The sequence below is a fragment of the Acidobacteriota bacterium genome, from assembly GCA_016196035.1.
Taxonomy (GTDB): domain Bacteria; phylum Acidobacteriota; class Blastocatellia; order RBC074; family RBC074; genus JACPYM01.
The window spans coordinates 58,639-78,349 of record JACPYM010000109.1; the positions used below are offsets into that span (position 1 = coordinate 58,639).

At 55.7% G+C, this 19,711-nt stretch carries 13 protein-coding genes; 6 read left to right on the top strand and 7 right to left on the bottom strand.

Going from position 1 to position 19,711, the window contains the following annotated elements; all coding sequences use genetic code 11:
• The first annotated feature begins 38 nt into the window (after positions 1 to 38).
• From HY011_31060 to HY011_31075, 4 genes are read left to right on the top strand one after another with little or no spacing between them, the layout of a single operon-like run.
• A complete protein-coding gene (locus HY011_31060) occupies positions 39 to 1,760 on the top strand; it encodes an N-6 DNA methylase (GenBank protein ID MBI3427389.1) in 1,722 nt (573 codons plus the stop codon).
• Between the two features lie 31 nt (positions 1,761 to 1,791).
• A complete protein-coding gene (locus HY011_31065; GenBank protein MBI3427390.1) occupies positions 1,792 to 3,972 on the top strand; it encodes a sensor histidine kinase in 2,181 nt (726 codons plus the stop codon).
• Between the two features lie 7 nt (positions 3,973 to 3,979).
• Complete coding sequence (locus HY011_31070; GenBank protein MBI3427391.1) at positions 3,980 to 4,636, top strand: hypothetical protein; 657 nt, start codon at positions 3,980 to 3,982, stop codon at positions 4,634 to 4,636.
• Positions 4,633 to 5,262: a hypothetical protein gene (locus tag HY011_31075; protein ID MBI3427392.1), complete on the top strand. Its 630-nt coding sequence runs from the start codon at positions 4,633 to 4,635 to the stop codon at positions 5,260 to 5,262. The genes HY011_31070 and HY011_31075 overlap by 4 nt, the downstream gene beginning before the upstream one ends.
• Before the next feature lie 24 nt (positions 5,263 to 5,286).
• On the opposite strand, the gene HY011_31080 is transcribed toward HY011_31075, so the two are convergent.
• Positions 5,287 to 5,970: an LON peptidase substrate-binding domain-containing protein gene (locus tag HY011_31080; protein MBI3427393.1), complete on the bottom strand. Its 684-nt coding sequence runs from the start codon at positions 5,968 to 5,970 to the stop codon at positions 5,287 to 5,289.
• Between the two features lie 124 nt (positions 5,971 to 6,094).
• On the bottom strand, positions 6,095 to 7,891 hold the full coding sequence (gene lepA, locus HY011_31085; GenBank protein ID MBI3427394.1) for an elongation factor 4: 1,797 nt from the start codon (positions 7,889 to 7,891) through the stop codon (positions 6,095 to 6,097).
• A gap of 627 nt (positions 7,892 to 8,518) precedes the next feature.
• Between lepA and HY011_31090 the strand changes: the two genes are divergently transcribed.
• On the top strand, positions 8,519 to 9,367 hold the full coding sequence (locus HY011_31090) for a haloacid dehalogenase-like hydrolase (protein ID MBI3427395.1): 849 nt from the start codon (positions 8,519 to 8,521) through the stop codon (positions 9,365 to 9,367).
• A complete protein-coding gene (locus HY011_31095) occupies positions 9,360 to 9,611 on the top strand; it encodes a YgjV family protein (GenBank protein ID MBI3427396.1) in 252 nt (83 codons plus the stop codon). Before HY011_31090 ends, HY011_31095 begins: the two co-directional genes overlap by 8 nt.
• A gap of 178 nt (positions 9,612 to 9,789) precedes the next feature.
• On the opposite strand, the gene HY011_31100 is transcribed toward HY011_31095, so the two are convergent.
• The 5 genes from HY011_31100 to HY011_31120 all read right to left on the bottom strand — a co-directional run bounded on the left by HY011_31100 (position 9,790) and on the right by HY011_31120 (position 19,478).
• The gene (locus HY011_31100) at positions 9,790 to 11,058 is read right to left on the bottom strand and encodes an alpha-L-fucosidase (GenBank protein MBI3427397.1); all 1,269 of its coding nucleotides are present in this window, start codon (positions 11,056 to 11,058) and stop codon (positions 9,790 to 9,792) included.
• Positions 11,059 to 11,308: 250 nt separating this feature from the next.
• Complete coding sequence (locus HY011_31105) at positions 11,309 to 13,156, bottom strand: alpha-galactosidase (protein ID MBI3427398.1); 1,848 nt, start codon at positions 13,154 to 13,156, stop codon at positions 11,309 to 11,311.
• The gene (locus HY011_31110) at positions 13,140 to 14,054 is read right to left on the bottom strand and encodes an alpha-L-fucosidase (protein MBI3427399.1); all 915 of its coding nucleotides are present in this window, start codon (positions 14,052 to 14,054) and stop codon (positions 13,140 to 13,142) included. The genes HY011_31105 and HY011_31110 overlap by 17 nt, the downstream gene beginning before the upstream one ends.
• A gap of 609 nt (positions 14,055 to 14,663) precedes the next feature.
• Positions 14,664 to 18,164: a TonB-dependent receptor gene (locus tag HY011_31115; GenBank protein MBI3427400.1), complete on the bottom strand. Its 3,501-nt coding sequence runs from the start codon at positions 18,162 to 18,164 to the stop codon at positions 14,664 to 14,666.
• Positions 18,165 to 18,245: 81 nt separating this feature from the next.
• Positions 18,246 to 19,478, bottom strand: a complete 1,233-nt coding sequence (locus tag HY011_31120; protein ID MBI3427401.1) for an alginate lyase family protein — start codon at positions 19,476 to 19,478, stop codon at positions 18,246 to 18,248.
• Positions 19,479 to 19,711 lie beyond the last annotated feature (233 nt).

Here is a 19,711-nt window from a genome sequence, read left to right on the forward strand (position 1 = left end):
ACTGCCGTACTTTTTTGTCCATATAAGGAGTGAGTCTTTTGGTTGAAACAGCCCCAAAGAGTCTGGGATCAATCTACACACCATCTGATTTTGCCAAGTTGCTCACGGACTGGGCCGTGCAAAAGAAACACTATCAAGTTTTAGATGTAGGTGTTGGCGAAGGTGTTTTTACCTTTGCGGCACATCGTCGCCTGATGCAACTAGGTGCCTCTTCTTTTGCCGCACAAAAACAAGTGCATGGAGCCGAGATTGACAGGCCAACATTTGAGAGATTTCTGAGGCTAAGTTCGGAAGCGAAGCTCTCTTTCCCTAACGTTCGCTCTGCCGACTATTTCAAGATAGATTTCCCAATGGTGGGGGCTGTAATCGGAAACCCTCCTTACGTGCGTCGTGCCTGTATTGACGATGTTGAAGACATTCGAGAAGTGATTTTTCAGCAGGCTGGATCGCCGCAGCTAAGCGGCCTTTCGCGATTGGCGGACCTTTATGTTTATTTTCTTTTGCGGGCTGCCACTCAACTAAAGCCGGGAGGCCGGCTAGCGGTCATTACGGCGGACTCTTGGTTGAACGCTCGCTATGGCACTGTGCTGAAAGATTATCTGAAGGAAAACTTCAAGATTGAATGCTTGATGAGTTTTGACCGGCATATCTTTGCCGCAGAAGTGAAACCTGTACTGCTCTTTGCTACGAAAAAAGAGGCTTCGCACCCGAAAACAGAGCCAATTCGCTTTATACGTGTTAAAAATGGACTTCCGGCTTCTCAAGTATTACGTGTTGTTGAGCAGCCACAAATAGGCTTGTCCGACGTGTTCGTTTCTCCGATTAAACATGGCGAGTTGGAAGTCAAAAATCCTTGGGGTATGTATCTGAAAGCCCCCCAACTGTGTGATGAGTTGGCGGCTCACCAACTCATGTCGCCGCTCTCCAAATTAGGCAAGACTGGTATCGGTATTCAGACACTAGCCAAAGAATTTTTTGTCCTTTCGCCAGACCGGGTGCAAGAATTAGGGGTCGAACCTGAATTTCTGGTACCACTCGCCCAATCTTCACGCTACCACAGTACTCCTTGCATCGAGCCTGACAGTAGCCCGCTTAGCTATCTGTTTTACTGTGCGAGAAGCAAAGCTAAGTTGGTAGGAACGTCCGCACTCAGTTACATCAAGCGAGGTGAAAAGGCGGTTGTGCCTGTCCGAGGTAAAGGTAAAACTGTTATTGGTTATCACCTGAAAGAGCGGATCAAACGCGCCTGCCGCCCACGCTGGTATGATCTGCGCTCGTCTTTGGAACAACGCGAACGCGCTGAGATACTGATTCCGCGTTTGATTAACCGAAAGTATCAGGTTGTGTGGAATCGCGCCCGGTTTGTGCATGGTGAACTCTTCATCGGTTTTACACCTCATAGGGAGCAAGGGATTGCACCTGAAGTCTACTTAGCAGTTCTGACCAGTTCTCTGACAGAGTTCTTGCTGCGGGCCACTGCTCAGCTTTATGGTGGCGGTACTTACAATGTCAGTCCTGGCAAAATTGGCGACTTGCCTGTTCCAGACGTGACAAGATTTACTCAATTACAGCGTGAGACCATCAAGGATGCATATCTTACTTACCTGTCGGATAAGCGGCACAACCGAGAACACCTTGATCGCACATTGTTCGACATCTTGGGATTTTCCTCTGACACTAACCAAGGATTGAAAAGTGCTCTTCAAGATTTGATTGCACTTGGGCAATCGCCCAAACGCTCAGTCAAAGCAGAAAGTTGATTGACTGAATCTCGCGGCGTGAGTCATTGCCATGACCAAAACCTTCTCTATTGACGCCCGCACCATCCTAACGCTTGGCCGGGACAGCATCAAAGATCACACTACCGCACTGGTCGAGCTGGTCAAGAACAGCTACGACGCTGATGCCACTAAGGTCGAAGTCGGGATTTTCTCGAATGTGGAAGAACCATACATTCGTGTTGCTGACAACGGCTGTGGGATGACTGAGCAAGAGATTGACACCCGCTGGTTAAGAATTGGCTATTCGGAGAAGGTGGAAGAACGTATCAGTTCGCGCAATCGTCGCCGCACTGGCGAAAAAGGCATCGGGAGAATTTCAGCCGACCGGTTAGGCGCTGTCCTGGAGTTACGGACGCGAGTCGAAAGCGGAGTCTTTGGCCTCAGCGTGGATTGGCGGCATTTCGATGTACGAGGAAAAAATCTAGCTGAAGTGCCGGTTGAGATATTGACCGATTCTGCCCCCCGGTTGCCAAGATCAATAGACGGTAATGATGCACAGACCGGCACAGAATTGATTATTAAAGAGCTTCGGCAGAGTTGGACGAAACCGGAACTTGAAGACCTGCATCGTGAACTCTCGTTGCTCACCTCGCCATTCAAACAGGCAAGCGACTTCCATATCAAGCTCGATAATGACATTGATATTGCGTTGAGCGGGGGAATCAGTTCAAAGATATACGAAACCGCTGTCATAACGCTGGAGGTTTCTTTTAATGGCGAGCAAAGTCTGAAATATCATTTCACCGATCGCATAAACGGCGCCAAAGTCAGAAGACCACAACAGACGATAACTTGGCGAGAATTGATTTATAGGCCAACACAAAAGGACCAAAGGAAGCCAAATTGTGGCCCAGTTTCTATGAAGCTGATGTTTTTTCCTCGTAAGGAAGAGACTATCGAAGGATCAGAATTTAGTCTTTCAGACCTCAGGCAGTTTATGGAGAGTAATGCTGGGGTAAGTGTCTATCGCGATCACATCCGCGTTAAGCCCTATGGGAACCCAAAGGAAGGTGAAGGAGACTGGCTCGGACTTGGTAAACGACTGGCGCGAAACCCTGCCGGGGCTGGTCGAGCGACATTCCGAATTTCACCAAACCAGTTAGTTGGTGCAGTCTTTATTAGCCGCGACCGCAACCACCTCTTGACCGATAGCTCGTCGCGTGAGGGTTTAGTTCACGGCGAGGCATTTAGCGACCTGAAAGCGTTAGCGTTAGGTTGTGTCCAATTACTTGAAACCCATTATCACAAGAGATTTACCGAAGAGAAGGCTACAGCCAGAAAAGGCGTTAGCCCCGCTGAGGAGACACGAGAACTCAAACGCGAACTAAATTTTCTAAAAAAAGACCTGCGCTCAATTGCCCCAATGATGGCGCAAATGTCTGAAGAAGCCGTCGAACGCGTGTTGGAACGTGTCGAATCAGTGACAACGCGAATCCAAGGGACGCAAAAATCGCTTGCTGAACTCCAATCCCAAACGACCATTTACCGGGGACTGGCAACTATTGGAATTGCTGCCACCGTTTTTGGGCATGAAACGCAAACGTCTATTGCCGGTTTTGACGGAGCAGCACATGTCAGTTACGACCTGTTGATGCAAACCCCGCCGCGAATGAGCGACGCCGTCGAACAGTTAGAAGTGGCGTTGGAATATGCTAGTAAAGTTTCGGCTTGGGGTAAATTCGCGCTAGCAAGAATTAAGCGAGAGAAAAGGCGGCGAGCGACTATCAACGTGGAACAGTTGGTCAAAAAGGTCATTGTCGAGTTGCAGCCTAATTTGGATGCGTTGGATATTGAAACCGAGATTGTAGCGCAACCTGTCGAGGCGAAGACCGTCGCGATGGATATTGAAGCTGTGCTAATCAATTTGCTTACGAACGCCTATACCTTTTGCCAGCAAGGTAACGGCCACAGAAGAATCCGCGTTGATGTTGGGCCGAAGGTTGAGGATGGGCAGCAAGGATTTGAGATCGTGGTGGCTGACTCTGGCCCAGGAGTCGCCAAAGAGTTTCGTGATCGAATTTGGACCCCATTGTTCACCACGAAAACTGATGCTGACGGTAATCAGGTTGGGACAGGCCTGGGTTTGGCCATCGTCCAATCTGTCGTGAACGACCTGAAAGGCAGCCGCAAGGTTGATACCGACCCGGATTTGAAAGGGGCGCGAGTTACCGTTTGGTTGCCAAGCCTGTGAGGAAGCTATGCCAGCTATTGGAATTATTGATGACCGCCGAAAACTGCGTCACACATTGGTGCTGAAATTGAGCACTCAACTCCCTCCTGAATGGCAAGGCATTGAAGCTGACCCCCTCCCTGAGTTGAGTGCCTATCCAGGTTGGATCAGTGAGAATGAAATCTCAGCGTTGATTGTGGATGAGCGATTGCACGAGCAAGCCCCAGACAGCCATAGCCATGTCGGTTATAACGGTCACGACCTAGTTGACTTTCTGCGCAAGCGTTATACCTCCTTGCCAATTTTCATTATTACCTCGCACGATGATGACGCCCCTCTTCAACGAAGGTTCAAGGATGTAGAAGGAATCATTGCGCGCGATGAGTTCAATCGGAATGCTCAAAAATATGTGCCGCGAATCACGCGCGCTAGTCAGCAGTATTTTGAAACCGTGCAGAAACAGTTAACAGAATTATCAGCAGTGGCCTCAAAGATTGCTACAGGTAAGGCCACTAAAAAAGACAAGGATAGGGCAAAGGCGCTCCAGATTCATCTTCAGACCCCATTCACTGACCAACCAGTAGACCGAAGTGAATGGCTCGGCAAAATGGAAGATGAGCTAAAGGAACTTGGCCATTTGAAAGAAGAAATTGAGAGTTTTTTGAAAAAGAAGAAAAAGCCATGAAATGGAAACGCATCTCCAAGGAAAATACTCAGCAGCCTGCGAGCGGAACCTACAACGATTGGAAAGAATTCCTTGCCAATGAGGGGTTCAATCAATGTGTTTATTGCGCCATTCACGAAGCGGCTTTTGGCGGGCAGCGAAATTTTCACGTTGAGCATTACAGGCCAAAGTCTAAATTTGCCAGTTTGGTGAATGACATTTTCAACCTCTATTACGCCTGCGCGATCTGTAATGTATTTAAGAGTGATGATTGGCCGAGTGAACCTTGTGCAGATCATTCGTTAATTTTCTATCCCAACCCATCAGAAGTTGATTACGACACCCTGTTTGATATCGATCTCAATACAGGGCTAGTCAGTGGCAAGTTTGTCGTTTCGCGTTATTTGGTGGAGCAACTCCATTTGAATCGAGATCAGCTTGTACTTGAGCGCAGAACTTTTTTCATCTACGAACAGATCGGTCAAATGAGGGAAGCGTTGAGACAGCTAACGAATGAGTTGATGTTGATTGGGGATAGGGAGTCCATTCAATTTCTGGGGCGCATTGTGCATTCAATCGCGACTATTGATCAGCTTAAAGACACGGTGCGGGCCATTCGCCCTTATACATCGGATCAAACCCGATAACAGATTCGCGTTTGGATAAAGAAATTATAGTTCAGGCGCTTTGCCGCCATGGCCGTTGCGGCGCGCGAGACCTTTGACCAGCGCGCGGCGTTCGTAATCTTCGACCAGCTTCAACAAAATGCTGTGCACTTTGCGCAGACGTGCGCCGGTGTCGGTCATTTCCAGCAATTCATGTTTCTCGTCCGCTTCGATTTCCAGATAGGCAGAGACGATGAAAGAAAGGGCTTGGGCTTCGTCTGGTAGGTCGGGCAGTTCTTGCGCGGGGCTTTCGCGCTCTTCTTTCATCTTGCGCCCGGCGACCAGCGTGCGCTCAAACAGGGATTTGACCTGACCGACTTCCCAAGCCAGATCATCAAAGAGCGTCTCATCGTCAAAGAATTCGACGGCGGCCTGTAGGTAAGGCTCGCCTTCGAGATAGCGCAGCACGCGAAAGCGCCGGCCGCCGACGCAAAGAATGTTCGAGCGGCCATCGGGCAATTCCTGCACCACGGCGACTTCGACCAGACAGCCAATGCTGCCCACGGCGGGTTTACCCAAGTCACTTTGCCCCTCTTCCTGGCCCACAATGCCAAAGTTACGATCCGCCTCCAGCGCATCTTTGAGCAATTTGCGATAGCGCGGTTCGAAGACGTGCAACGGTGTGAGCGCGCCGGGGAATTGCACCAACGGCAGCGGGAAGAGCGGAATGACGCGGGTTTCAGCATCCATAATGTTTTGTGGATAGTGGCCGGTGACCAGCGAGCGCGATCAGCAGCGGTCTAAAGTCTGCTGTAACCAACTGCTCCGCACAAGCGAATGACCGTTATCATTGGTGCAGTTTTGTCAGACTGTTTTAGTCGTTCACTTTCAAGACTGCCAAAAACGCCTCTTGCGGAATATCAACTTTGCCGACGCGCTTCATGCGTTTCTTGCCTTCTTTTTGCTTTTCCAGCAGCTTGCGTTTGCGCGAGATGTCGCCGCCATAACACTTGGCCAGCACGTTTTTACCGACGGCCTTGATGGTTTCGCGCGCGATGACACGCGAACCGATGGCGGCCTGGATGGCGACTTCGAACATCTGGCGCGGGATCAATTTGCGCATCTTTTCAACCAGCACGCGGCCACGCGTCTGGGCCGTGTCCTTATGCACGATCAGCGAGAGCGCGTCCACCAATTCGCCCGCCACCAGCACGTCCAGCTTCACCAGGTCGGACTCCCGGAAGCCGGCGAAGTGGTAATCAAGCGAGGCATAGCCGCGCGAGACTGATTTCAGCCGGTCAAAGAAATCGAGCACGATCTCGTTAAGCGGCAGTTCGTAAGTCAGCTTCACGCGCGTGGGCGTGATGTAATCGAAACCCTTCTGAATGCCGCGTTTCTCTTCCAACAGGGCAAGGATATTCCCGAGAAACTCATCGTTGGTCATGATCATCGCTTCGATGATGGGCTCCTCAAATTTGGCGATGTCACCGGAGTTGGGCATCTTCGACGGGTTATCCACTTCCATCACTTCGCCTTTGACGGTCGTGATGCGGTAACGCACGCCCGGCGCGGTGGTGATCAGATCAACGTTGAACTCACGTTCCAACCGCTCCTGCACAATTTCCATGTGCAGCAAGCCCAGGAAGCCACAGCGAAAACCGAAGCCCAGCGCCGCCGAGACTTCCGGTTCAAAGAAGAAAGACGAATCGTTCAGCCGCAGTTTTTCCAGGGCATCGCGCAACTCTACATACTGGTGCGATTCGACCGGATAAAGCCCGGCGAAAACCATCGGCTTGATTTCCTGAAAGCCGGGAAAAGGCTCGGTCGTCGGGCGTGCGGCTTCGGTCACGGTGTCGCCGATGCTCACGTCTGAAACGGTCTTGATGTTGGCGACGATGAAACCGACTTCGCCCACGCCCAGCTTGTCAATCGGGCGGGGTTTCGGCGTCAGCACACCCAGGTCTTCGACCTCGTGCACGGTCCCTTTGATCATCAGGCGAATCTTCATCTTGCGGCGCAATTCGCCGTCAATCACACGCACCATAACGATCACGCCGCGATATGAATCAAACCAGGAATCGAAGATCAGCGCCATCAGCGGCGCGTCGGCGTTACCTTTGGGCGCGGGGACATCGCGCACGATGTGTTCGAGAATTTCGTCAATGCCGATGCCCTGTTTGGCCGAAGCCAGCACCGCGTGATCGGCGGGAATGCCAATCACGTGTTCGATCTGTTCGCGCACGCGCTCTGGGTCTGCGCCCGGCAAATCAATCTTGTTGAGGACGGGGATGATTTCCAGATTGTGATTGACCGCCAAATACGCATTGGCCAGCGTCTGCGCCTCTACGCCCTGACTGGCGTCCACAATCAGCACCGCGCCCTCGCAAGCGGACAGACTGCGCGAAACCTCGTAGCTGAAATCCACATGGCCGGGCGTATCAATCAGGTTGAGAATGTAATCCTGTCCGTCTTTGGCCGTGTAATTCAAGCGCACGGCGTGCATTTTGATGGTGATGCCGCGCTCACGTTCCAGATCCATCGCGTCGAGCACCTGGTCTGACATCTCGCGCGTTTCGAGCGCGCCGGTGCGTTCCAGCAAGCGGTCTGAGAGCGTGGTCTTGCCGTGGTCAATGTGCGCGATGATAGAAAAATTGCGAATGTTCGATGACATGAATGATGTACAGCCTAACGATCAACGATGGCCAGTAAGTCGAGAGAATAGCTTGTCAATGCAGGTTTTTCAATTTGGCGGTTTGTGCGGCTCGCGCCGGAAAGCACCAGGCCGGCACCTTGATCGGATTTCATTCGCGTATACGGTAGGGCGTGCGGTGCCGCGACGGTACCGCGCGCGTCAGCAAGCGGCACGTCAAGTCTGGCAGACTGGTGCAACGGGAAAGTCTCCGCTTGCTGACGCGCGCGGTACGTCCCACTGCGTGGCTTTTTGCCATAGACCGAAATGAAAACCGATCTAACGCCGCGCAAAAAGAACCGCAGCCCGTGACGCACGCCGCAAACAAAATTGTTTCAACCCATTTCTTATCCGACGTTTTTGCCAGCTTCTTGCATCATTCAAGTAATCCCAGCGTGGCCCGCGCGTGCGGCGCAAGTGCTGAGCAGCTTAGTATTGCGGCCTTCTTCCGGCTCATTTCCGCCGTCGGCACCGGAGTTGCACAAATCCTAAGTGGCGAAAAACCAATGATTGAATTTTCGCCCACCGAACACCGATTTAAGCTCGCTGAGCTAACATCGTGTTTTCACCGGCAGTCATGGGGGCTGCCCATAAAGAGGTACCATCAGAATGAAGAACTATTTATTTGCGAGTGATTTTGATCAGACATTGAGTTTCAACGATTCCGGGTTTGTGTTGAGCGAGTTGCTTGGCATCGCCGATTTTGAAGAGCGCGTGGCCGGCATGGCGCGCATCAACCTGGTGCAACAAGGCGGCGAATTGGCCTATCTGCTTTTGCACGATCCTGAGTTTCGCCGGGTGCGCCGCGAACATTTGACCGAAGTCGGTAAGCGCATACGGCTTAAGCAAAACATCGAACTGCTGCCCGGCATCCTGAACACAGGCATTGAAGGCCATCATTTCGCCTTCTACGTCATTTCAGCGGCGCCTGAAGAAGTGATTCAATCGGCGCTCGCGGGCATCGTGCCGCCGGAACATATTTTCGGCACGCGCTTCCGCTACCACCCACAGACGGGCGAGATCGAATCCATCGTGCGCGTCCCGGCGGGTTACGGCAAAGTCGCGGTACTGGGTGAATTGCAGACAGAGCTTCAACTCAGCCCGGATCGCGTCGTTTATATCGGCGATGGCAGTTCGGATGTGCACGTGATGTTGCACGTCAATCGTTGCGACGGCTTCACGGTAGCGGTGTCGGAAAACAAATACCTGACGCCCATCGCCAAACGCACCATCCTGAGCGAAGACGCGCTCAGTCCGTTGATTCCCGTGCTGGAAGAGATTGTCGGGTTGGCCGACCCGACCAGCATTCGCTTGCTGTTTGAAGCGCATGGTTTGCAAATTCAGGAGTGGGACAAGGTCAAAACCGATTGGCTGACGATCCGCGCCTTGCCGCCCAAAACGTTAGTGCAAGCGGCGGGCGCGCAAGCACCGACAGCGACGGAGGTGCGGAATGTTTGACTACCTGGTTGACCACTGGGTTGAATGGATCGGCTGGGCGGCAACCGCTGTTTTTGCCCTTTCGTATTTCTGCCGCCAACCCACGTCATTGCGCCGCGTACAGGCGCTGGCGGCGCTGCTCTGGATCGGCTACGGCGTCATCATCAAAGCCCCGCCCGTCATCGTCGCCAATGTGGTCGTTGCGGTGATGGCGCTGCTCTCTTCGTTCCGGGGTCGCGCGCAGCATCAGCCTAGGGGGGCGTAAGCCCCGGTATGGAACGGGGAGCGTGAGCGATCTGAGCTTTGGTATTTGAGGCATTGGAGTTCCTTTTGTACGTCCAATGCCAAGGCTCAGGTCGCTCACGCTCCCCGTTCCGCATCGCACTAGACCGCGCGCGGTTTTCCCGTACACCGTAGTAAAAACCGATCTAACAGTCACAACATCAATTTCCGCCGCTCACTTCCAACCGCAGCACTGTCGCCAAATCCCCTGACGCCTGCGCGGGCAATTGCACATTCAGCTTCGCGCCCGTCTGCGTGAACTTCAGCGCCTTTTTCGGCGCGGTCAGCAATGCCGCCTTTGTCACCTTGCCTTTCACGCCATCCAGCGTGAACTCTTTCGGCCAGGTGAACAGATGCAGATAAAGCTTGCCCGGCTTGGCCGTCGCGCGCCATTCCTTCGACTGTTCAAACAGCGGCTGGCCTTGCGCATTCTTTTTGGTTTCGCTGAGCTTGCCGAACTCCTGCCCGAAAGGCGACGGAGTGGCGCCGTAGATCGCCTCGCCGTTGACCTTCAACCATTGTCCCACTTTGCGCAGAACATCCTGACTCGGTTGCGGAATCACGCCATCGGCCATCGGGCCGACGTTGAGCAAGTAGTTGCCGCCCTTGCTGACAATGTCCACCAGTTTGAAGACGACGTCGGCGGGCGGCTTCCAGTTCGTGTCGTAGCTTTTGTAACCCCAGGTATCGTTGAGCGTCGCGGGCACTTCCCAAACGCCGGGCACGACCGCGTCGGGGATGCGGTTGTCGCCCGTCGAACGATAATCGCCCTTGCCGCCCAGCCGCCCGTTGACCAGGCAAGTGGGTTGCAGCGTGCGCACCATGTCGGCGAATTGCTGCGCGCGCTGTTCGGTCATCAGGCGCGGCGTGTCGAACCAGATCAGGCCGAGCGGCCCGTATTGCGTCAGTATCTCGCGCGTTTGCGGCAGCGCCTTGTCGCGCAGGTATTGATCGAAATCCTTTTTGTCGTCAGGGCCAAAATCCCAGGTGTTGCCCGCGCCGTTCGGCTCGTGCCAGTCCTGCGCCTGCGAATAATAAAAACACAGCTTGATGCCGCGTTTGGCGCAAGCCGCTTGCAGTTCCTTCAGCGGGTCGCGTTTGAAGGGCGTGGCGTCCGCGATGTTGTACGGGCTGGCCTGCGATTTGAACATGGCGAAGCCATCGTGGTGTTTTGAAGTGATCGTCAGATATTTCATCCCGGCGTCTTGCGCCAGTTGCGCCCAGGCTTCGGCGTCGAACTTGACCGGGTTAAATTGCGCGGCCAGTTGTTCGTACTCCTTCACCGGAATCTTGGCGCGGTTCATGATCCATTCGCCGATGCCGGGAATCTGCTGCCCTTTCCACGTCCCAGCGGGAATGGCGTAAAGGCCCCAATGAATGAACAAGCCGAACTTGGCCTCGCGAAACCATTGGCTGCGTGGGTTGTTCATTTCGCGCGCGGCCTCTTCAGGCGAAGCGCTGGTGATGGCCGGACGCGGCGCTTGGGGTGCCTGAGCTGGTTGTTGAAAGTAAGCCTGCGCCAGCGCCGCCGTCAGCAACATGACAGCGCACACCGCGCCGCAGAACACCAGGAAACGTGTTTTGTTCGAGGTCTGCATAATGGGTTCATCCTTTCGAGCGGTTATGTGAAAAGGGTCGGGTGCCAGCAGGGGCGAACCTGGGTACGCACCGGTTGAAATTTTATTGGCAAATGAAGATTCGTGCCGATCGCGGCGGCAACTCTTTGATCGTGATGCTGCGTTGCGGTTGCGCCAGCGTTTCCCCCGTCCAGAAATCCGTCACGCGCGCAGGTCTTGGCAACGGAACGGTCAGTGTTAATGGTTGCGCGTCCCAATTAAAAACGCACACCGCGCGCCCTTCCGGCAACGTCACCACGCCGACTTGCAGCTTGTCATCGGCAAAGGCCGCCGCGCGCCCGGTTGGTGGCATCAGCTTTTTGAGCAGCGCCAGACGGTCAGGCGGAATCTGGGTCAGATCATCGCCTGAGAGCAGCATGCCGCCGCTGGCATAAATCACCGTCGCATGAAACTGAAATTCGTTGAGCGGCAAATTCCCCGCCAGCACGATGGCGTCAGGGTCGTTCCACCAGAGCCGCCCGTTTTGCCAGTTGCGCAACAGATTCTGCCGCCCTGTCGTGGCGATGCGTTCCCACTTGCGCGTGATGTCGTTTGAGCTGCGCGAGCCGTGAATCAAACCGAGCGAAGCCCAAATGGGATGATTGCAGCCGAGAATGAAACTGTCGCCCGCGCCGCGCAAAACGGCTTGCATTCCGCGCCGATAGGCTTCGATGCGCGTGGCTTTCGGGTCATGCAACCGCCCGCCGTGCAGCGCGCCCCAGAAATTCGCATCCAGTTTGAAATACGTGCAGCCCCACTCATTGCGCATCGTGCGAAAGACGCTTTCCAGATGCCGTTGCACTTCAGGATGCGTGCCGTCGAGCACGTACCACGGGCCGCGCCGCCAGCCGCCGAACGAAACTTTGTCAGAACGCAGCGGGCTACCATCCGCATCTTTGATGAACCAGTCGGGGTGTTGCTGGAACAAGTGGGATTTCTCTTCGGCGATAAACGGCGCGACCCAGATGGCTGGTTCAAAGCCGCGCGCGCGAATCTTTTTCAGCACGTCCCGCACGCCGCCGCCAAAGGCTGCGCCCGTTTCGAGCCAATCGCCCATCGCGGGTTGATAGCCGTCATCAAGCTGAATGTATTTCAGTCCCGGCGCATTGCGCGCAATAAAATCAAGGTTGTCGAGCACCTGCCCAGCCGTCACGCGCGGCCCGAAGCAATACCACGAACACCAGCCCGTCGGCGGCGCAGCAGCGCGCAAGCGCGGATGATTTTCCGCCAGCCGTTTGGCAAGCGCATCCAGCAGTACGGCGCGATCTGTGCCCGTGCGAACGGTGAATTCTTCGAGTTCCCAGGTTTCGCCGGGTTTGAGTTCCAGCCCTTCGGCATCAAGGACGACTTGCAACGATGAATCGCGCAGATAAAACTGCCCGTTGAAACGGCGGCACGAAGTGAAGGCCAGCAAATGCGTGCTGCCTTGTGGCGGCGTCAGCGTCATCATTCCATAAAACGCCCGCGCCCCTGTTGGCACAGGCATTTTGTAATGCTTCGCGTCGGTGTAATTGCCCTCATCCACCGGCTGGCCCAGCGTGCCCGCCGTCTGGCTGAGCATCTGAAAGCCTTCGCCATACAGCCGCGTTTCGGGCGGCAGGTTGAGCGCAAGATCAAACAGGACGACTTCCCGAATCCGCACAGCAGCCTTACCGCGATTGCTGAGGCGTGTACGACACAGCGCGCCGTTCCATTGCCGCTGCAAGCTGAGTTGTTTGATGTCCGTTTGCGCATCAAGCGGCACGATGGCGCTGGGCGCTTGTTGCAGCGTTTGCTGTGTGAGCTCCGCTGTTTGAAATGCGAAACCAGTCTCAGCAGCAATTGCCAGCAGCGGCGCGCCGAGCGTGAGCCGCAATGCCTCACGGCGTGTGATGCTTGCGTCAGACAGCGAAGTTTTATTTTGTTTGTTCATTGGAGAAGCTGCTTTTCAAGCTGTTCAATTGTTCGAGGAATGACTGCGCCATCAATCCGTTCGTTTGCACCGGCACATCCCACGTCACTGCGCCGCCTTGATTGACGACGTTGCGCGTCCAGTTGACGATTTGCTCGCTGGTGAAACGCGGCGCGCCTTTGCCCCAGGTTTGTCCCAGATAACTCAGCATGTGCAATTGCGCGCCATCCACGTTGCCGTCCACTGCACGCCGGATGACGAAGCGGTCGGGCTGATCAATCTCGCCCGCGATGTAATCTTCGTGCGGCGTAATCGAAAGCGTGCGATAGACGACGCCGGGGTTGAAGGCGAGGATGCTCGCCCCATTGCCCGCGCGTGCCGCCGCCGCAAAGCTTTCAAAGTTGGGCGGCGTCAGCGAGCGATACATCGTGTTCGGCCAGTAACAACCATCGAACCACCAGCCGGAAACTTTGTTGCCCCAGCGCCGCGACCAGTCACGAATCACCTGCTCCCACTTCGCGCTGAATTCACGATTCGGGTATGGGCCGTTCCTCCATTCGAGCGCCTGCATCGCCGCCTGATCGTGATTGGGCGCGCCCGAAGGCAGATAGACCATCAACCGGATGCCGCGTTTGCTGAGCGCCGTCGCCAAGTCAGCGACCAAATCACGGCGCGCGCATTTGCTCGGTTGAATGCCCGTCAGTTTGTCGTAGGTCGGATTCGGTGCGAGGTAAAACCCGGAATTCTGCCCGATGCTGATGAGGTAATAATGCGCGCCCGCCGTTTGCAATTGCTGCGCGATGCCTTCGGCGTCAAAGCCATCAATCAGCTTGTTCCAATCCTCACTCGTCCATTTGCGCTGCGGATCAATCCAATCGGGCAGGAAATGCGTCATCACGCCCCAACGCGCCTGCTTCAACCAGGCCGCACGCATTGGCAAAGGTTGACTGGCAGCTTTTGGCTGTCCAATCAAGTCTTTCGGCATAGACGCTATCCCTTTGCCCGGCAATGGAGGAGCCTTCCGCCCTGCTGCAATAAGACAGAAGATACCTGTAAGCAGCAAACCAACGAGAATCTTTCTGTCCAAGGTTTTCCTCCAAATGCTTTTTGCCTGGCTCGATTTGTATTTGAACATCAGGGAAGGCTGTGAACAGCGGTGTAAGACAGATTCTCAACCTTGTCATTACCCACATCTTTTCTCTTTTGCGCCGGAGGCGCGGTGGATATTAGCCGGTGGTGAAACCACCGGAAATGATGCCATTATTGCCTTTGCGCCCCGGCCGGGGCGCGGGACCGAAGCACAGTGATAAAAAATTCCGTCCTTCAAGGTTCCGTCCGGCACCCCGGCCGGGGTGCGAACTGTCTGCGCTCGGTTCCGGTGGTTTCACCACCGGCTAATATCCACGGCCCTTTCAGGGCCAAAAGCGGAAATCGCCAAACGCGAAAAATGTGGGTAATGACAAGATTCTCAACCTGCCTTACACCGTTCACAGTCCGTATGCCCTACCCTCGGAATAACCACAAATGGCTACCAGTAAATCTTCAACCCGACCTGCATCTGGCGCGGATCGTTGGCCTGATTGGTCACGACGCCAAAGGTATTGCTGTTCAGATTGGTACTACCCGTGCCGAAAACCGTCCGGTTGAACAGATTGAAGACCTCCCAGCGAAAATCCATACGCCAGCGTTCGGTGAAATTGAAGCTCTTCGCCACGCTGATGTTTTCGTTCAGGTTGGGAAAGGCGCGCACCTTTGGGTTGTAGCGCGTCACGTTGCCAAAAGCATTGGGTTGCGCCGGAAAGACCGCCAGATCAAGAAAGCGATCCACCGCCGGATCGAACTTGTCGCCTTTAATCGCCGCGCGCCAGTTGTCATAACTGGTCACGGTCGGGCGCGTCGTGCCGTTGAAAATCGGCAGCGGATTGTTGCGCGTCGAGGCGATGGGGAAACCGCTCGAATACAACTGAATCACCCCGACGCGCCAGCCGCCCACGACCTGGCCCACGACGCCGTCGTGCAACCAGCGGCGGCCTTTGCCAAACGGCAGCTCGTAAATCGTGTTCAGTTTCAGCGAATGCGTCTGGTCGAATTGCCCAATGGATTTTTCGGCGCGGCGGTTGTACTGATCCTGCGCCGCCGTGCCGGTGAAGTAGGAATCGGAGTCGGTGAACAGCTTCGAGAAGGTGTAGTTCCACTGGAACAGCAAGCCGTTCGAGAAGCGCCGCTCGGCCTTGACGACCAGCGCGTGATAGGACGAATGGCCGCTCTTGTCGCCGCCCTGCGCGCCGGTGACGATGTTCAGGTACTGCGGATAGGGCCGCAGCGCCTGCGCCACGGTGCGCACTTGCTGAATGCTGGCGTCGTTGAATTGCGGAAAGGGCACGACGATGCCGTTGTCGCGCGCGAGTTGCGAATTGGCTGCCGCGCGCAACAGCGCCGCCGCGTTCGTGAAGCCCAGCTTGCTGACCAGGCTGTCCCAAGTGGCGGTCGGCACTTGATTCAAATTGACAACGCCCGATTGCAGATGCGCGCCCGCGTTGCCGTTGTAGGCAACCTCAATCGTCGTGGCCTTGGTCAGTTGGCGTTGCACCGACAGCGTCCAGTTCCAGTTTTCAGGCGCGCGCACGGCGTCGCTCGGTTGCCAGAAATGCACGTCGGTGTTGTTCGCAAAGCTCGGATCAATCTGCGGCGGCAACGGGTATGACGGCAAACCTTCGTCCCAGTTATAAAGCTTGGTGATGCCCTGATTGCCGCTGCTGAAAACGTACTGGCCGATGAATCCGGCGAAGTGGCCGGAGCTGTTGACGACCGTCACCTTCGAGAAAGAACGCCCGGCACCCGCGCGGATGGCCGTCTTGTCATTGAGCGAGTATGCGATGCTCAGACGCGGGCCGATGCCTTTGTACCAACCCGGCACCAAACTGCGCACGTTCTCGCGTCCGGGGCCGAAGCCTGCGAAGCGCAATGCGCCGGGATAATTGTTGACCTTCGGATTGGGCCGGTTGGGCGTGAAGTCGGAATACTGATCGTTTTGTGTGAAGGGCGGTTTGGTGAATTCGTAGCGCAGGCCCAGGTTGACCGTCAGCTTGCGGCTCAAACGCCAGTCGTCCTGAAAATACCAACCGTAGTACTGATAAATCTGCGGCACCGAACGCACTGTCTCCGTGCGGCCAGAGATCGCTTCGCCGAGCAGGAAGGAGGCGAACGAACTGCCACTCGTCGCGCTGGTCGCGCCCGGCACAGAGGTCGTCAGATAACTGAAGCCCGCGCGTCCGGCGATGTCCTGTTGCCCGAAACCAAACGCCCGCTGGCTCTGGAAGGACATGCCCGTTTTGAAATTGTGTTTGCCCAGACTCAGGCTGAAATCGTCTTTGAATGACCAGAGCGGTTGCTCGGTGCCGTTGTCGGCGGTGCCGCCCCAAGTGGTGAGATCGCTGAAATCAACGGCGGGGAAATTGGCTTTGCAATCCACCGCGTTTTTGAAACACAGGCCGAAATCTTTGCCGACATTGGGCGAGCGGCTGAACTTATAAAACTTGTTGCCGCCGATGCTGAAGTTGTTGATCGCGCGGTTCGAGATCGTCCAGTCGTAATTCATCCGATACGCCGACGTGTTGAAGATTTGCACCTGCCCGTTCCAGAGCGGTTCGGGCAAGCCCGGCGGGCCTGCCGCGCCGACGGCCTGTTCGTAGTTGGTGATGTTCATGAAATAGCCGAGGTGATGTTTGGCCTTGAGCGTGTGGTCGAATTTCAAACTCCACTTGGTTTGCGGATTCAAGATCGTCCCCGCGTTGACGATGTAATTGTTGCGCACGTAGCCAGACGTGCCCGGCGCCGCGCCGCGATTGGGCAGGACGGATTGCGCGAACTTCATCACCTGGCGGCTGAAAGCGCTGAAACGATTCAGCGGAATCTGGTTGTTCGGGAACGGATCGCGCACAAAACTCGTGCCGACCTGCCGCGTCGTGGCCGGATCGTAAAGCGGAATCAGCTTGCCGCTCGCATCCACCCATTTCGAAAAATCGCCGTTGTACATTTCCGGCGTCGGCACGCTCAGGATGGTGTCGTTGCCGCCGACGCGATTGCGAAAGCCCTCGAACGCGAAAAAGAAAAACGTGCGATTGCGCCCGTCGTAACCGAGCGGCCCGAAGATTTTCTTCGGCAGCCAGATCGGGCCGCCCAAGGAAGCGCCGAAATCATTCTGCTTGTAAACAGATTTCTTTTGCGCAAAGAAGCCGCGCGAATCGAGCGCATCATTGCGCAGGAAGTCATAGAGCGTGCCGTGCAATTGATTGCTGCCGCTCTTTGAGACGAAGGTCATCACACCGCCGCCGGCCTGACCGTACTCGGCCTTGAAGCCGTTGGTGTCCACGGTGAATTCAGTAATCGCTTCGACCGAGGGCGCGTTGTAGGCAATCTCGTTGGCGTCCGCCGAACGGTTGGTCGTCACCGAAACGCCGTCGAGCGTGGCGTCCCAGGCCGCTGCTTGCCCGCCGCCCAGGCTGAGCGAATTACCGCGCCCTTTGGATTCCGCCGTGATCGCAACCAGATCGAAGGGGCTGCGCAATGCGCCGCCGACGACGAGCGGCAATTCATCCACGAGGCGGTTCTGCACTGAAGTCGAAATTTTGGCGTTCTCGGTTTGCAGTTGCGCCGCGTCCGGCGTGATCGAAACGACTTCGGTCAGCCCGCCCACTTCGAGTTTGATGTCCAGGCGCACCGCTGTGGCCGCCGTCACGATCACATTGGTCGCCAGGAATTTCTTGAAGCCCGCCAGGCTGACTTGCACCTGATACGCGCCCGGCGCAAGCGGTACGTTGTATTGGCCGCCGGAACTGCTGGTGGTGTTCTTGGCCGTGTTGGTGGCGGTCGCCACGATGGTGACTTCCGCGCCGGCCAGCACCGCGCCGCTCGGATCGGTGACAACGCCGGTGATATTGCCCCAGTCGGATTGCGCCCAACCATTGCTCGCCAACAGACAGAGCAGCCCCATTGCGAACCACGTTGCGAACAAGCTTCGTCGTGCCATAAAAGTCTCCTTGTTTGACGGACGCCTAAGGCCAGGCGCTGGATTGAAGAGAGGTGTGAATGCGCACGCCGTGCTCGCCACTCAACCGGGCATGACTAACCGGCTTCGTTCCGCCGCTTCAGGCGCCGGAATTTTGACTAAGACTGCTGACAACTTGGCGTCCCGGTATTTGGCTGCGGCTCTGCGCAACAACGGATATAGCATCTGCGGCGGCCATTCGCCAAGCTGTTGCTCCGGCCATTTCTTTTCGCCCAGCGCGAACGGCACAAGGTAATCAAGCGCCCGCCGGATGCCGCGCCCATCTTTCGTTTCGTAGTGCCATAAATCCACACCGACATTTTCGCCCAGCTGCGCCAGCAACATCAGCCCATCCAGATTGCCAGTGCTGTAGCTCCAGGCTTTTGTCCGCACGAGTTCCAACGGCTGGCGGCCATCGGGTTCGATTTGCAAGGCGATGCGTTTCTGCTTGGCGGTTTCCAGAATGTTCACGGCCAAATCGCGCTTGTCCAGAAAGAGCGCAAAGCTGACGGCTTGAATGTCGTAATAGGTGCCGTGATTGTTTTTGGCCGCGTTTTCCTCGCGCCCGTTTTTACTTTCCTGCATCCATTTCAGAAATGCGCTGAACCACGTTTGCAGGCCGCGTTGATCGGCTTCCGTCCAGGCTTTGCTGCCCGCCAGCAAACCGATGGCGTCAACCGCCCGCGTCAACCCGCGCGTTTCGATCAAGCCGATGCCGCGCCCGGTGTTGATGCCGGGGATGCCCTGCGCGAATTCCAGGTTGGGATTCATGCGCGTGGCCGCGTCGAGAAACCAGGCGCGCAACAACTGCGCGGCCTTTGCGGCATACGCCTCATCGCCTTTGAAGTAATAGGCCAGCGCGAGCGTTTCAGAGGCCGCGCACATTTCATCCAGCGTGCGATGGTCAGAAATTTTGTTGATTTCGGGATTGCGTTCGCCGTCGCGCCGGATGTAAGGCAAGCCGTTCGGACTTTTCGGATCGGCCCAAAAATAGGGGGCCTGGCTCATGTAATCGTGCTTGTCGCCGCTGGGCGGCGTGACGGCTTTGCTGACGACGGAAGGCGGCGTGAGTGTCAGCGCCTGTTTGGCTTCCCGTTCCAGCTTGGCCCAGGCGGGCGCGAGTTGCGCGTCATTGGCTTGCAGCCGCTGTTTGCTGGCTTGCAATTGTTGCGCGTCGAGCAGGAACACGCGCGGGGCTGAGGACGCTGCTTTTGAACTGGGTTGCTGCCCATAGCCGGACACGCAGAGAAACAAACAGCAGACGCTGCCGAGCGCCTGCTTGATAAACTTTCGCATTGAGTCCTCCGAAATACGCCGTTGCGGTACGGGGAGCGGTAGCGACTTGGCAACTCCGCGTGTACAGAACTCAAAGTCACCAAGTCGCTACCGCTCCCCGTACTGCAACCTGTCAATACTTAAAAAAGACGTGGCGGCGCTGCCGTGGTTGTTTGCTGGTAAAGGCAGGTGAATCCGGTTGCTGACCGGATGAAACCACCGGCAGTTGCTGCCGCCACGTCATTCGGATACAG